This is a genomic window from Paraburkholderia sp. BR10923, from assembly GCF_040948765.1.
Classification (GTDB): Bacteria; Pseudomonadota; Gammaproteobacteria; order Burkholderiales; family Burkholderiaceae; genus Paraburkholderia; species Paraburkholderia youngii.
Map to the genome: position 1 here is coordinate 138,584 of NZ_JBFPKO010000014.1, position 13,892 is coordinate 152,475.

General features: G+C 60.7%; 12 protein-coding genes and 1 pseudogene. 5 read left to right on the forward strand and 8 right to left on the reverse strand.

Annotation, left to right across the window (positions count from 1 at the left end):
- Nucleotides 1-6: 6 nt before the first annotated feature.
- Nucleotides 7-987, forward strand: coding sequence for an aldo/keto reductase (locus AB3X94_RS24690; RefSeq protein ID WP_368612997.1), 981 nt, complete (start codon nucleotides 7-9; stop codon nucleotides 985-987).
- 82 nt (nucleotides 988-1,069) lie between these two features.
- Here the strand turns inward: AB3X94_RS24690 and AB3X94_RS24695 are convergent, their stop codons facing one another.
- The 4 genes from AB3X94_RS24695 to AB3X94_RS24710 form a co-directional block, all read right to left on the reverse strand.
- On the reverse strand, nucleotides 1,070-1,975 hold the full coding sequence (locus AB3X94_RS24695) for a cation diffusion facilitator family transporter (RefSeq protein WP_368612998.1): 906 nt from the start codon (nucleotides 1,973-1,975) through the stop codon (nucleotides 1,070-1,072).
- A 171-nt stretch (nucleotides 1,976-2,146) separates the two neighbouring features.
- Nucleotides 2,147-6,985 carry an NAD-glutamate dehydrogenase gene (locus AB3X94_RS24700; RefSeq protein ID WP_368612999.1) on the reverse strand — a complete coding sequence of 1,613 codons (4,839 nt, stop codon included), beginning with the start codon at nucleotides 6,983-6,985 and terminating at the stop codon, nucleotides 2,147-2,149.
- Nucleotides 6,986-7,183: 198 nt separating this feature from the next.
- A complete protein-coding gene (locus AB3X94_RS24705) occupies nucleotides 7,184-8,032 on the reverse strand; it encodes an alpha/beta fold hydrolase (RefSeq protein ID WP_368613000.1) in 849 nt (282 codons plus the stop codon).
- Entirely contained in the window at nucleotides 8,029-9,066 is a 1,038-nt protein-coding gene (locus AB3X94_RS24710) for a M14 family zinc carboxypeptidase (protein WP_176106569.1), read from the reverse strand. Before AB3X94_RS24710 ends, AB3X94_RS24705 begins: the two co-directional genes overlap by 4 nt.
- A gap of 313 nt (nucleotides 9,067-9,379) precedes the next feature.
- On the opposite strand from AB3X94_RS24710, the pseudogene AB3X94_RS24715 reads away from it, so the two are divergent.
- Nucleotides 9,380-9,679 (forward strand): annotated as a pseudogene (locus tag AB3X94_RS24715) (integrase core domain-containing protein); the annotation flags it as partial.
- Nucleotides 9,680-9,839: 160 nt separating this feature from the next.
- Here AB3X94_RS24715 and AB3X94_RS24720 read toward each other — a convergent pair.
- From AB3X94_RS24720 to AB3X94_RS24730, 3 genes are read right to left on the reverse strand one after another with little or no spacing between them, the layout of a single operon-like run.
- The gene (locus AB3X94_RS24720) at nucleotides 9,840-10,553 is read right to left on the reverse strand and encodes a hypothetical protein (RefSeq protein ID WP_368613001.1); all 714 of its coding nucleotides are present in this window, start codon (nucleotides 10,551-10,553) and stop codon (nucleotides 9,840-9,842) included.
- Nucleotides 10,550-11,164: a hypothetical protein gene (locus tag AB3X94_RS24725; RefSeq protein WP_368613002.1), complete on the reverse strand. Its 615-nt coding sequence runs from the start codon at nucleotides 11,162-11,164 to the stop codon at nucleotides 10,550-10,552. The genes AB3X94_RS24720 and AB3X94_RS24725 overlap by 4 nt, the downstream gene beginning before the upstream one ends.
- On the reverse strand, nucleotides 11,082-11,609 hold the full coding sequence (locus AB3X94_RS24730) for a hypothetical protein (RefSeq protein WP_368613003.1): 528 nt from the start codon (nucleotides 11,607-11,609) through the stop codon (nucleotides 11,082-11,084). Before AB3X94_RS24730 ends, AB3X94_RS24725 begins: the two co-directional genes overlap by 83 nt.
- A 412-nt stretch (nucleotides 11,610-12,021) precedes the next feature.
- Here AB3X94_RS24730 and AB3X94_RS24735 point away from each other — a divergent pair, with 412 nt between their 5' ends.
- The 3 genes from AB3X94_RS24735 to AB3X94_RS24745 are packed head-to-tail and all read left to right on the forward strand — an operon-like array spanning nucleotide 12,022 to nucleotide 13,493.
- Nucleotides 12,022-12,492 (forward strand): hypothetical protein, encoded by a 471-nt coding sequence (locus tag AB3X94_RS24735; RefSeq protein ID WP_368613004.1) that lies wholly within the window; start codon nucleotides 12,022-12,024, stop codon nucleotides 12,490-12,492.
- Nucleotides 12,485-13,069: a lysozyme gene (locus AB3X94_RS24740; protein ID WP_176106572.1), complete on the forward strand. Its 585-nt coding sequence runs from the start codon at nucleotides 12,485-12,487 to the stop codon at nucleotides 13,067-13,069. Before AB3X94_RS24735 ends, AB3X94_RS24740 begins: the two co-directional genes overlap by 8 nt.
- Complete coding sequence (locus AB3X94_RS24745; protein ID WP_176106573.1) at nucleotides 13,059-13,493, forward strand: hypothetical protein; 435 nt, start codon at nucleotides 13,059-13,061, stop codon at nucleotides 13,491-13,493. The genes AB3X94_RS24740 and AB3X94_RS24745 overlap by 11 nt, the downstream gene beginning before the upstream one ends.
- 85 nt (nucleotides 13,494-13,578) lie before the next feature.
- On the opposite strand, the gene AB3X94_RS24750 is transcribed toward AB3X94_RS24745, so the two are convergent.
- On the reverse strand, nucleotides 13,579-13,770 hold the full coding sequence (locus AB3X94_RS24750) for a hypothetical protein (protein WP_368613005.1): 192 nt from the start codon (nucleotides 13,768-13,770) through the stop codon (nucleotides 13,579-13,581).
- Nucleotides 13,771-13,892: the final 122 nt, after the last annotated feature.

Sequence of the window (13,892 nt, forward strand, 5' to 3'; positions counted from 1 at the left end):
AACACGATGGAATATGTGAAACTCGGCCGCACCGGCCTCGATGTATCGCGTCTCTGTCTCGGCTGCATGAGTTATGGCGTGCCCTCGCGCGGCACGCATACCTGGACGCTCGACGACGAAGCCGCGCGGCCATTCATCAAGCAGGCACTCGATCACGGCATCAACTTCTTCGATACCGCCAACGTCTATTCGGACGGCACCAGCGAGGAAATCGTCGGCCGTGCGCTGAAGGACTTTGCGAAACGCGATGAGTTCGTGCTCGCCACCAAGGTCAATAGCCGCATGCATCCGGGCCCGAACGGCGCAGGGCTGTCGCGCAAGGCAATCATGGCGGAGATCGATCACAGCCTGCGGCGGCTCGGTACCGACTATGTCGACCTGTATCAGATTCATCGCTGGGACTACGGCACGCCGATCGAAGAAACGATGGAAGCGCTGCACGACGTCGTGAAGGCCGGCAAGGCGCGCTATATTGGCGCATCGTCGATGTACGCATGGCAGTTTGCCAAGGCGCTACAGGTGGCCGAGCGCAATGGCTGGACCCGCTTCGTGACGATGCAGAACTATGTGAACCTGCTGTATCGCGAGGAAGAGCGCGAAATGCTGCCGCTGTGCGAGAGCGAAGGCATCGGCGTGATTCCGTGGAGCCCGCTTGCACGCGGACGCTTGACGCGCGACTGGGACACCGAGAGCGCGCGCTCGGAAACCGATGAGTTCGGCCGCACGCTGTACGCGCAGACGCAGGAAGCGGATCGGCGTATCGTCGAGCGGGTCAGCGAGATCGCGAAAGAGCGCGGCGTGCCGCGCGCGCAGGTTGCACTAGCGTGGGTGCTGCAGAAGAAGCCGATTACCGCGCCGATTGTCGGTGCGACCAAGCTGCATCATCTCGACGATGCGGTCGCGGCGCTGTCGTTGAAGCTCAGCGATGAAGAGATTCACCGGCTCGAAGAACTGTATGTGCCGCATGCGGTGGCAGGGTTCAAATAAGCGCTTTGGCGCGTACAGGAGTCCAGTTGGCTCAGGCGGAATGGCCCGCGATTTCAGTGCGGGGCGTTTCGCCTCCTCTTCGCTAACTACGCGGCACATCCGGTTCGAAGAACACCCAGCGCACCTGAGGAAACGTGGCCTGCAAGTCGGCCTCGATAACATTGATCGCATCGACCATCGCGCGGCCGCTCGCATAGTCGATCATTTCCGCCTGCACCGCCACCACCACGTGACGTCCCCACTGCAGCGTGATCATATTGATGATGCTGCGAATCTCGGGACGCGCGCGCAGATGCGCGTCGATGGCGCCGCGCACTTCCGGGCTCGCCGATTCGCCGACGATCATCGACTGCACTTCACGCGCGACGAGCCACGCGATCGTCATCAGCAGAAGACCGACTCCCACCGAGCCGAGCGCGTCATACAGGGGGTTGCCGGTCATCATCGTCAATAGCACCGCGACGAAGGCGATCGCGAGACCGAATAGCGCGGCGATATCTTCGCCGGCTACGACCAGCAGATCCGATTCGCGCGTCTCGCGAAACCACTGCCACAGATTCTTGTCCGGATACGTCTTGCGAATCTCCTTGATCGCGCCCCACAGCGATAGCGCTTCGAGCACCACCGACACACCGAGCACCGCCAACGCGACGAACGCGTACTGCAACGGCTCGCGGGCAATGAGCCGATGCACGCCCTCATACACCGAAAACGCGCCGCCGACGAAAAACAGCAGCAACGCAACCAGCAGCGAATAGAAGTTGATTTCGCGGCCGCTGCCCATCGGATGCAAAGGGCTTACCGGCTTGCGCGCTTCGCGCAGCCCGAAAAGCAGCAGCAGTTGATTGCCGCAGTCGGCGGTGGAGTGAATCGCTTCGGCGAACATCGAGCCGGAGCCGGTGAACGACGCCGCGGCGAACTTGCAGACGGCGATGCCGAGGTTGGCGGCGAGCGCGTAGAAAATGGCTTTCGGCGATTCTTCTTTCATCTGCGGGCGGGCGTCCGTGAGTGGGCTGGGTATTGTTGGCGATTGCACGACCGAAGCGATCGGCAAGCACTCGGTATTATGGATGACAACGACACACCAGGCCGCAGGAATCAGACCCGACGTGTCGCCGTGCCGCCAGCACCCCAAGCGCCCTTTCCACCTTCGCGCGGCTCACGCCCGCTCGAGCGCCGCCATCTCCCGCACGACCACCAGCAGCACCGAAAGACTCGCGCCGCCCGTCGCACGCAAATCGGTCAGCAGACGCGTATAACGCTCGAGCTGCGCCGCGCGTTTCTCGCGCCACGTTTGCACCAGCGAATCGGGCGCCGACGCATCGGTCGCGCCAGCCAATGCGCTCGTGGTCAGCGCGCGCTTGAGGCGGGCGAGTTCGGCGAGCGCCGATGCGCGCGCGAGCATGTCCCAATGCGTCGGCGCCGGCAACGAAGCGGCGCGCTCGCTGATCCAGCTGTAGTTCAGGAGCGTGCCGAGCGCGAAGTAGACGCCCGCGACCTGTTCGAGATTGCGCTCGCACGTCGAAGCGACTTCGGCAATATCGAGCAGCGCGGCCGACACCTCGCCGCTCGCGATCCGCACCGCGAGATCGCTATCGACACCTGCATCGACGAACGCCCGCTGCCGCTCCGACAACGCTTCGAGATCAGCGGCCGGCAACAGCGCCGGCCATTGCGGCGCGAGACGCTGCGCGGCATCGCGACAGCGTGCGAGCAGGCCGGTCACGTCGCCGTTGGTTGCGCCCGTTTGCAGATGCCGCAGGAACCACAGCGCCGAACGTTCGACAAGCCGCGCGACCTCTGCGAACATGCGCGCCTGCACGTCGTCGGCGACGCGGTTGTCGAGCGCGTCGATGCTGCGCCAGATCTGATCGAGATCGAACACATCGCGCGCCATGATGCACGCGCGCACGATGTCGCCGGGCTGCGCATCGGTCTCCTCCATCAGCCGATGCACGAACTCGCAGCCGACGCGATTCACGAGCGCATTGGTCAGATGCGTCGCGAGGATTTCACGGCGCAGCGGATGGCGCTGCATCGGTTCGCGGAAACGCTGCCGCAGCGGCTTCGGAAAGTACTCGATCAGCATGTCGCTGACGAGCGGGTCCTCCGGCATCGACGATTCGAGCAGCGCGTCATAGAGCCACATCTTGCTGTACGCGAGCAGCACCGCGCGCTCGGGTGTCGTCAGTCCCTGCTTCGCGGCCGCACGCTCGGCGACGTCTTCGTCGGTCGGCAGAAACTCGATCACGCGATTGAGCCGCCCCGCCTTCTCCAGATAGCGCATCAAACGCGTTTCGGCATCGAGCAACTCGACGCCGAAGCGGCCCGCGATCGACAAGGCCTGCGTCTGGTAGTAGTTGTCCGTCAGCACGAGCAGACCGACTTCATCGGTCATTTCTGCAAGCAGCGCATTGCGCTGCTTCTCCGTCATCTCGCCGTCGGCGACGACGAGACCCAGCAGAATCTTGATGTTGACCTCGTGGTCCGAGCAATCGACACCGGCCGAATTATCGATCGCATCGGTATTGATGCGGCCGCCGTGCTGCGCGAACTCGATGCGGCCGAGTTGCGTCAAGCCGAGATTGCCGCCCTCGGCCACGACCTTGCAGCGCAGGTCGGCACCGTTCACGCGGATCGCGTCGTTCGCACGATCGCCCGCCTGCTGGTTGGTTTCGCGGCTCGCCTTCACGTAGGTGCCGATGCCGCCGTTATAAAGCAGATCGACCGGCGCCTGCAGAATCACCCGCATCAGCTCGGCCGGCGACAGCGCCGCCGCGCTGGTCCCGAGCGCCGCCTGCACCGCCGGCGACAGCGGAATCGTCTTCGCGCTGCGAGGGAACACGCCGCCGCCCGCCGAGATCAGCGACGGATCGTAATCGGCCCAGCTGGAGCGGTCGAGCATGAAGAGCCGCGCACGCTCCGCCATGCTCGCGGCGGGATCGGGATTCGGATCGAGGAAGATATGGCGGTGATCGAACGCGGCGAGCAGCTTGATATGCGGAGACAGCAGCATGCCGTTGCCGAACACGTCGCCCGACATGTCGCCGACACCGACCACCGTGAAGTCCTGGCTCTGCGTGTCGATGCCCATTTCGCGGAAGTGCCGCTTGACCGACTCCCACGCGCCGCGCGCGGTGATGCCCATCTTCTTGTGGTCATAGCCGACCGAGCCGCCCGACGCGAACGCGTCGTCGAGCCAGAATCCGTATTCATGCGAGATTGCATTCGCGTAGTCGGAGAACGTGGCCGTGCCCTTGTCGGCGGCGACGACCAGATACGGGTCATCGGGATCGTGGCGCACCACGTCAGGCGGTGGCACGACGTCGGTGCCCGCCAGATTGTCGGTTACGTCGAGCAAGCCGCGCAGGAAGGTCTGATAGCACGTGACGCCTTCGCGTATCCACGCATCGCGCTCGCTCTGCGGCGGCGGATTCTTGACGACGAAGCCGCCCTTCGAGCCGACCGGCACGATCACGACGTTCTTCACCATCTGCGCCTTCATCAGGCCAAGCACTTCCGTGCGGAAATCCTCGCGCCGATCCGACCAGCGCAGGCCGCCGCGCGCGACGCGCCCGCCTCGCAGATGCACGCCCTCGACGCGCGGCGAATAGACCCATATCTCGAACATCGGCTTCGGTTCGGGCAGGCCGGGCACCTGCGCGGGATCGAACTTGAACGACAGGTACGGCTTCGGTTGCCCCTGAGCGTCGTGGCGGTAGTAGTTGGTGCGCTTGGTCGCCTTCATCACGCCGAGGAACTGCCGCAGGATGCGGTCTTCGTCGAGATTCGGCACCTGGTCGAGCGCGCTGTCGATCGACTCCAGACAGGCGTTGACGCGGGCTTCGCGTACCGTGCCGAGCGCCGGATCGAAGCGCGCGACGAACAGGTCCACGAGCATGCGCGCAATCGCCGGATTGCCGGTCACCGCGCGTTCGATATACGCGTCGCTGAACGTCGAACCGACCTGGCGCAAGTACTTCGCGTACGCGCGCAGAATCGTCACCTCGCGCGCATTGAGCTGCGCACGCAACACGAGGCGGTTGAAGTCGTCGCTTTCGATCGTGCCGGTCCACACCTGCTCGAACGCCTGCTCGAACAGATCCTTGACCCGCTCGATGTCGAACTCGGCATCGTCCGCAACTTCGAGGCCAAAGTCGTGGATCCACGCGGGCATCGCGCCCGGCGCCTCGATCAGATAAGGCCGCTCTTCGTCGACGCGCACGCCCAGATGTTCGAGCATCGGCAAGCTGCGCGACAGCGCGATCGGCATGCCCGCGCGATACACCTTGAAGCGGAACGCCCGCGGTCCCGATTCGATCGGCCGGTACAGGTTCATTGCGAGCCGCTCGCTGCCTTGCACGCGCTCGATCAGTTCGATATCGCGCACCGCCGTGCGCGCCGGATAGTCGTCGCGATAGCCGGCCGGAAACGAGTCAGTGTAGTGCTGCAGCAAACGGTTGCCCTGCTCTTCGCCGTAGGCGTCGAGCAATGCGTCGGCCAGATCGTCCTGCCAGCGTCTCGCGACCTGCACGAGGCGCGCTTCGAGCTCGCGCGTATCGACGCTCGGCATGCCGCCCGCTTTGGCATGGACGACGAAATGAATTCGCGCGAGTGTCGACTCCGACAGCAGCGGCGTGAATTCGACGTTCTCACCATTGAACGCGTCGGCGAGCAGATTCGCGATGCGTTGCCGCAGATCGGTGTTGTACTTGTCGCGCGACACGAACACGAGGCACGACACGAAGCGATCGAAGCGATCGCGCCGCACGAACAGCCGCGTGCGCTGATGCTCCTGCAAACGCAGCACGCCGAGGGTGGTGTCGTACAGCTGATCTTCGTCGGCCTGGAACAGTTCGTCGCGCGGATAAGTTTCGAGCACCGTGACCAGCGATTTCGCCAGATGACCTTTCGGCAGGAATGCGGCGCGTCTGACGATATTCGCGCATTTGCGCCGCACGATCGGAATCTCCGCGGCCGACACGAAATAAGCGGTCGACGTATACAGGCCGATGAAGCGCCGTTCGCCCGTCACCCTGCCATCGGCGCCGCTCAGCTTGATGCCGACATAGTCGAGATAGCCGGGCCGGTGCACCGTGGCGCGCGAATTGGCCTTGGTCAGGAAGATCGGCGACGAGCCTGAGATGATCTCCGCAGCCGCCGGCGGCAACGGCGTAACTTCCGGCGCGCCGCCCGCACCCTGCGCATCGCGCAGAATGCCGAGACCGGAGCCCGCCACCGCCCGCAAACCATAGCCGCCATCGAGCTGCACCAGTTCGTAATCGCGCTGGCCGAGGAACGTGAAATGATCGGCGACCATCCATTCGACGAACGCGCGCGCTTCGACGCCCTCGGGACCGGTCTCGCGCGCCTTCATATCCTGAATCGTCTGCTTCGCGCGTTCGATGATCTTCGGCCAGTCCTCGACCGCCGCGCGCACGTCGCCGAGCACCCGGGCGATATCGTCGCGCAACGCGTCGAGTTTTGCGGCATCGCCACAACGATCGACTTCGAAATGGATGCACGAGGTCAGATGCGAGCGCGTATCGCCGGCTTCTTCGGCGCCCTGGCTCACGCGTGTGATGCTGCCGTCCGCCGCGCGCCAGACCCGGAACACCGGATGCACGACCGAATGCAGCGCGAGCCGATGGCGGTTGACCGTCATCGAGACCGAATCGACGAGGAACGGCATGTCGTCGTTGACGATCTCGATCACCGTGTGATCGGAATGCCAGCCATGCTGTTCGAGGATCGGGTTATATACGCGCAGCCGCTGCTGGCCCGGCACGAAGCGCTGCGCGGTCTGCCAGTGGGCGAGCGCCGCGCCGTACAGATCGGCGATCGAGCGGCTTTGCAGATCGCCTGCGTCGACGAAATCGTAGTAATGCCGCAGGAAGGGTTCGACGATATTGAAGGTCGGTTCCGGCAACCGCCCCCGCGCAAATTCGACGACATCGTTCAGCAGGTGCGTGACGGCTTCTTCGTTCTTTGCTTGCATGATCGACTCCCCTGGCTGGCGGCAATGGTGAGTATCGCGTGATTCGCAGGCAACGTCTGACTTGGAATTATGCGCCTGCAGTGTGCGATGCGTCCGTTTCGCGCAGTCAGGTAATACCCGCTGACGGGTCGTCGAAGAATGGTCACAGTTGGGTTGGAAAGGGCCGCGTCGCTGCGGCGCGGCAATGCCGCGCGGGGCTCAACGCGCGGGCTTGGCCGGTGCGGGTCCCGGCGCCGCCGCATCGCTGTCTTCGCCGCGCTGAGTGAGCCACGCGCGAATCTGCGCGGCGGTCCACGCGGGGTCGTCATGCGGCAGATCATGGCCGGCCCACGGATGCTCGCGATGCGGCGCGCGCCACGCCGCCGCGAGCTTCGCCGAACAGACCGGATTGACGAGCCCATCTGCCGCCGATGACAAAATCAGCAGTGCACACCCCGGCGCGGCGGGCGCCGCGCTAAAGCGGGCGGCCGCCCACAATTGCCGCAGCGCATTCGCGCGACTCACCGGTGCGCTGCGGCGGATGTTGGTCCAAGCGGCGAGATCGGCTCCCAAGGTGTCGAGGTTGTTGCACGTGAGGCGATGGATACCGCTCTCGGCATCGGTTGCATCACCCCAATGCGCGGCGACGCCGAGCAGACCCGGCCACGCCGAGGGCCGCAGCCGCTCGTGCATGCGGCTGAATGGCCGCATGCTCGTATTGATCAGCACGAGCCGTTCGATTTCGCCGGGATGCCGCTGTGCCCAGTCGGTCGCGACCATGCCGCCGAGCGACATCGCGATTATGTTGTAGGGGCCCGGCATGCCCGTTTCGAGCGCCGCCTGCCGCACGAAGGCGACGATGCCCGCGACGCTCGCGGGCGCGCGCCGCCGCACATATTCACCGTTGCCCGGCAGATCGAGCAGCAGCAAACGGAGGCCGGTCGTGGTCGTTGCGTTGGGGGTGGCGGCGTCCGGGCTCTGGCCCAAGGTTTCGCGCAACGCCGCCGGCAAGCGCCCCCAATGCCGCGTTTCGCGCGTCAGTCCGCGCAGCAGGATCCATGTGCTCATTCGCGATCCGGCCTGTACCAGTGGTCGAGCGCGCTTTGCAGCAACTGCTCGCGATGGTTGCCTTGCGGCAGCCAGCGCCGCGACGAAAACGCCGCGCGCGCGAGGAAGTCGAACAGGTTCGCATGGCGCCGCAGCACGCGCGCGGTGCGATGCTCCATGACCGGATTGAACATGCCCTGCCGCGAAAACAACTGGCGCGGGTTCTTCTTGATCCACAGCCACGAGCCGAGTTCGAGCGTCATCGGCAGGAAGATGTTCGGCACCGGCGTGCGGTCGTACGCGTAGTCCCACAGATCGCCGTGCAGCAGATACTGATGGCTTTGCGGCTCGAACGTGTAGCCGTGATGCGGATGCGCGTGTTCGAACATGCTCTTCAGCATGTACATTTCGGGAAGATGCGGCATCTGCTGACGGGTTCGCGCGTACGGAAACCAGATGCTGTCGCTCCAGCCGTAGCCGGAATGGCAATCGAGCGCGATGCTCAGCGGCCGCGCGGCGAGTTGCGTTTCGACCACGTGCAGCAGCGCGGCCGCCTCGACCTCCATCGGCTCGCCCGCGCGGCCGCGATACCACGGTAACCACGCGCCGACGCGCTGGCCGCCCGCAAGCAGAGGCACACGCGCGTCGGCGTCTTGCGGTGCGTTGCGCATCAGGTCGACGCCGCGCGGATTGGCACGCGTCGCTGCCCACATGCCGCCGGGATTCGCGATCGGTAAAAAGATCAGCCGGATGGACTGCAATTCACGCACCAGCAGTTCGTCCCATTCGAGCCGCGCGAGCAGCGAGCGCATATAGTCGAGCACGAGTTGCGAACCGATTCGCTCGAGCCCGTGAATGCCGCCGAAAAAGCCAATGGCCGGCGCGAGCGGATCGGATGAACCGATGCTCGCGGTATAGATGGAAAAGCGCCGGCTGCGTACCTCGGTCTCGCAGATCGCGCGGATTTCGAAGCTCGCCCTGCCCTGGTCGAGGATTGACTTGAGATCTTCATATTCGGCAAAACTGTCCGGAAGGAAGCTCAAAGGTGTCGGCATGACGGCGTGACCGGGGTGTCGGGATTTTTAAGGGCGGCCGGAAAAGACGCACTATAGCCTGGCTGTGTGTCAGTACGCGCGGGCGTCCAGCCAAGCGGCAGCTGCGTGGGATCGAGGTCTAGCGCCGCGTCGATGCGTGGGCCGTGCCGCGGTTAGAGACAAGGAGATAAGCAGATGCAAACGCTTGACGCAGCTGACGCACCCCGTGAATTCGTAAACATCGACTCGGGCATGCCGGGAAACGAAACTCGTCGGACTAACGCACAGTTAACCAGACTCGGAAGCACGGAATTGACTGGACTTCCCGGAAAGCGCCGACAACGGGAGCGAGTTCTCTGGTCGTCTGCTGGACATATGGGCGTACCACTACAAGGTACAGATCGACCTCAGCCGTCCAGCCAAACCGACGGATAACAGCTTCATCCAAACATTCAACGGTTGCTCATTCCGGGACGAATGCCTGAACCTGCACTGGTTCGAATCTCTGGCGGAAGCGAAACGCCAGATCGAGGCCTGGCGGCGGGACTACAATGAGACCCGGCCTCACATGGCGCTGGACGATTTAACACTGGGCGAATTTGCCCGGCAGCACAGTCTTCGGTCGTCGGCATAAGGCTCATGAAAGGCCAGACACTAACACTGCTACATGTCCAGAAAACCAAAGCGGTTCACCATCGTAGGATGCTCACATCATCTGCAAGTGACAGTCCTCAGATCGGCAACCCGATACCGGCTCTGTAAGTAAGCCGGCGCGAGGGAAGATGGTCGGTCGCTTAGTTCTTGTCTTGGACCGAAAATTGAAACGGTATCTCTGGTTGCGCAAATCTGAGCCGAAGTTGGCTTAGAGCCGGGACCGGGACAAAGCGCTGATTCTCAAACGCGTAGTACGTCACTAACAACCCAACGCGGGATTCTTGTGCATCATCGAACAGGTAACTGTTCTTCGGAAAGGCAAGCTTGCCGTCCTTCGTCGCCACTACAGCCAGACATGACGAAAGCAGACTTGGCAGATGCAACAATGTCGGCTTGCGAGCTAGAGGGTTCACCAAAAGGAATATCTGCTGGTGCCGGTCGGCTTCGCCTGAACCACTGCCGTACCCTTCCATACACAGAAGCGGAGGACGATTGCTCGTCCCTCCCGCCAAGAACACCTGAGCGTTGCCCGGATAAATGTCTATTGCATACTCATCCGGAAACGTCGTCGCGCGCGCAAAGCGATAGCTTTTGCCATTGACCGTTATGCGATTCTCTGCAACCTCGATTCGCACAGGCTTTCCGTCCAGAGTGGTTCTCAGTTCCGTGTAACTACCGTGCCCCCCGAGATCTGAATAAAGTTGGAGAGGCCCGGCACGTTGCTTGATCGGGGCACCGAACACCACGCCCGGCTGGGCGGAATAGAGCGCATCGTAACTGTCGTAAGATCGGACCGCGTGTGCATTGCTCGACATGACGGCCAGAGCCGCCATCAGCATCACGGTGGATTTCATCGGTATGCCTTTGCTCCGTTAGCGTTCAGGTAATCTGGGTTGTGCCGCCAAAATACGGTGCCACCGTGAGCGGCCGTCGAAACCCATACCGAATCGTAGCGGCCGCGTTCGCCGCCGTCGACGATTTGCCCAGTCTTCTTATTACGGACTCTCCAATACTTGATGACTTCGCGCCGCTTCTCTGGCACGCCGAAAATGTTGTCAGATGGGGAGCCCCATTTGAACCCGTCTAGCACCTTGGGACGGCTCGCGTATCTGGTCTTGAAGTCGAGCCCGTCCCACCAGAATGCACCGTTCGACGGGTCCGGTCCATCGTTGGCTAATGCCTTTTGAGCCCAATCGAGAGCCAGCTTCATCCCAGGATTCGGTTCAATTTCACTGTCAGTGGCACGCATCAATTTGTTGAATCTAGCGTTGGAGCCATCCCATGCGTAGGAATAGTTCGGGTCTGCGGCGCGCAACTCGGACACGGTCTTTCCGCCCCATGCACGACACCGATTTGCCACGGCAAACGCAATTCCCCCGATTTCATGCGGGTCGTTGGCCGTGGATGCCTCCCCGTAAGCGATCGCGGCAAGCAATCGCACCTCCTGACTGATTGCGCCGCTCATCGCACATCCCCTCACGCCACGGCACGAAGGTTAGATTCGGATGCCGCTTCAATGAGAACGCGCGCGTTCTCCCGCCTGCCAGCGTCGCGTCGTCGACAAGACATTGACCATCGCTGGATAGCCTATAGGTCATCCCTTCGACGGGAGCCTTGGTCTTCGCGTCAACAAGCTCGAAATATTGCTCGAGTTCCTCAAACTTCGGCGCTGCCTTGCGTCCGCGACAATTGCACGCCCATGCGTAACCCAGCGCTTCGGCCATGGCATAACCGGATTTCATCTTACGAACCCTGTCAAACGGAAAGAACTCGCCGGTTTCAGCGTTCAGGGCCTGAGCGTGCGGCATCGGCGGGAAGTTTGAATAGATCGAATAGGTGATACGGCAAAGGTCGCATTCTTCCTCGACTGTCCAATCCTTTCCACTGCTTTGCTGATTCAGTTGCTCCATTACACTCCTCAAGAGTTTTCAGACGACGCCTCGCGAATTAATCATCGAAACGGACCACGGTCAACCGCTTTAAATCGGGATAAGCCCGTTTTGGACAGAGTGGCCGTTACGAATCCTTCCTCAACGAAGCACTGACCGGGTTCAATCCATGACGATAGGGCGACTCAATGTCGCCATTCTTTCATCCTGCGCCAGCAGGAATATGCAATAGAAATCAAGATACCGGACACAGTCGTAAATAGTTGTCAAAACGCCCTTATCCCGATTTAAGGCGGTTGACGGCTAAGCATCTTGGATGGTTTATTCGCGGGTGTGCTTCAACCTGAACCATAGCGCGTCGGACACTGGTGCCATTGTTACGCATGGTCGAGGTCTGATGGTCTGAGATCGACAATTAACCTATGGATGTCCAATGTACGAAAGAATGCGCTCCGCAAAGGAGATCATTGAAGAAATGAAGGCTGGCTTTTCGGATATGTTCGAGGGATCAGATGGCCGGGAATGTCTTGGTTGTCGTATTACATTCAAGATATACAAAGGATTTACTGATATGCCTCACGCAATGACGACGAACAAGAAAACCGGAGAGTGGATTTCGATTAATGCGATCAGGGCTCTCCCAACTGGTTACGACATGACGCGGGCTTTAGGGCAAGACGACGAATGCCGCTGTCGCAATCGATCTGCGGGCCCGTTCGATGAACAGTTCACGCTAAAAGACCACAACGGGCGCGCGCTACCCGACACCCTTTATACGGTCCGTTTGCCATCGGGCGAACTGACGCACGGCGTTACAGATCACGCGGGGCGTACAGCCCGGTACAGGACACGCGGCGCGCAATCCATCGACATTTACATCGGTCATAGGGGGCGCAATGCCTGATGCGCTTGCAACAGTACTAACAAATACAGACCCGAATTCGTGTGTTGACGTGCATTGCAGTAGGCACGGCAAACCCTGGCGTCTTTCGAATGATGGATTGGCGTTTATGGCCGTGTGTGAAAGTGGCGTTTTGAACGGAACTTATAAGGGCTTGCCCGTTGTTGATGGGATGATCCTTAAAGTCTATGTTGATAGCAAGGGATATCCTACAGTTGGATTCGGGCATAAGGTTCTTCCCTCAGATCATCTGCACGTTGGCGATGTGATTTCAGTGGAGCGTGCGCGACAACTCGCAAAAACAAATTTTGAAGAATGTGAGTCTGCCATTAATCGCCGGATACGGGTTCCGTTGCTCCAGTATGAATATGATGCACTAGTAAGCATGGCTTTTAACGCCGGACCGGGACATGGAATTGCAGAGCTGGTTGACAAGGTCAACACCGCAGAATACGGTAAATTACCGGCCTATATTCGCGCGTATCGCGCGCGAGGAATTGAATGGAGGCGCGCACTTGAGGCACGACTTTTTGAAACAGGGAATTATGATGCACAGCACGGGAAAGGCATTGTCATATAGACTTATCAAATGTTTTGTATTAGTAGTGGCTTTGGGCGGCTTTCATTCAATATATGCCGACGAAGCTATAGATGATTCGAACTGTCTACAATATCTAGGCGGTGGTGGATTCGGAGACTTCGATTGTTACGAAGATCATGCCAGGAGCCTGGAGGCTGATAACAAGAAGGTTTCTAATGCAATTTTGGTCGCGCACGGCGTTTCCAGAACGAACAAGATCGAGTTGATCCGTTATATGCGAGTGCAAGATGACGCTGTGAAAGCTTGCGATCTTGCGATTAAAATTGAATATCCGTCAGCAAAGGAAAGAGCAAAAAGAAATCACATAGAACTATATGATGTGATGGCGGCCCGTTGCCACTATTCAATTCGGAAGCAGCAAAACGAGTTCCTGCGCGACCTCGATTCGATCAAAACGGATTGAAGATCATATAGACGCACGTCAACCATGCCCCCGCTTCGGCGGGGCTTTCATTTGGGCGGTGCGTCGTGACAGATCGCGCGCCGTGTCACGCGACGAACCGGCACCACCACTTCGCATAGGCCATGTCGCCGATGAACTCGATACAACTATTAACGACTGTGTCGGGTATCTCGATTTCTATTGCATATTCCTGCTGGCGCAGGGCGAAAAAAAAACGGCATTGCGCCGCCTTTATCGACAGGGAGCGAAACTGGTTAGTGTTGCGTCCACGAAGCATCCATCGCCGCCAGTTTCGCGTTCACGCCTTCCGTAGCGTCAGCGAGAATCGCAAATCATGTCATCCGTATGTCACTCTCCGTTCAAATCAGCGACTTCAAGCTGACTTCGTTCTGCCATCCC

Excerpts from the sequence above, each read along its gene's own strand:
- AB3X94_RS24690 (WP_368612997.1), top strand. The coding sequence starts at position 7 with ATGGAATATGTGAAACTCGGCCGCACCGGCCTCGATGTATCGCGTCTC.
- AB3X94_RS24695 (WP_368612998.1), bottom strand. The coding sequence starts at position 1,975 with ATGAAAGAAGAATCGCCGAAAGCCATTTTCTACGCGCTCGCCGCCAAC.
- AB3X94_RS24700 (WP_368612999.1), bottom strand. The coding sequence starts at position 6,985 with ATGCAAGCAAAGAACGAAGAAGCCGTCACGCACCTGCTGAACGATGTC.
- AB3X94_RS24705 (WP_368613000.1), bottom strand. The coding sequence starts at position 8,032 with ATGAGCACATGGATCCTGCTGCGCGGACTGACGCGCGAAACGCGGCAT.
- AB3X94_RS24710 (WP_176106569.1), bottom strand. The coding sequence starts at position 9,066 with ATGCCGACACCTTTGAGCTTCCTTCCGGACAGTTTTGCCGAATATGAA.
- AB3X94_RS24720 (WP_368613001.1), bottom strand. The coding sequence starts at position 10,553 with ATGAAATCCACCGTGATGCTGATGGCGGCTCTGGCCGTCATGTCGAGC.
- AB3X94_RS24725 (WP_368613002.1), bottom strand. The coding sequence starts at position 11,164 with ATGAGCGGCGCAATCAGTCAGGAGGTGCGATTGCTTGCCGCGATCGCT.
- AB3X94_RS24730 (WP_368613003.1), bottom strand. The coding sequence starts at position 11,609 with ATGGAGCAACTGAATCAGCAAAGCAGTGGAAAGGATTGGACAGTCGAG.
- AB3X94_RS24735 (WP_368613004.1), top strand. The coding sequence starts at position 12,022 with ATGTACGAAAGAATGCGCTCCGCAAAGGAGATCATTGAAGAAATGAAG.
- AB3X94_RS24740 (WP_176106572.1), top strand. The coding sequence starts at position 12,485 with ATGCCTGATGCGCTTGCAACAGTACTAACAAATACAGACCCGAATTCG.
- AB3X94_RS24750 (WP_368613005.1), bottom strand. The coding sequence starts at position 13,770 with ATGCTTCGTGGACGCAACACTAACCAGTTTCGCTCCCTGTCGATAAAG.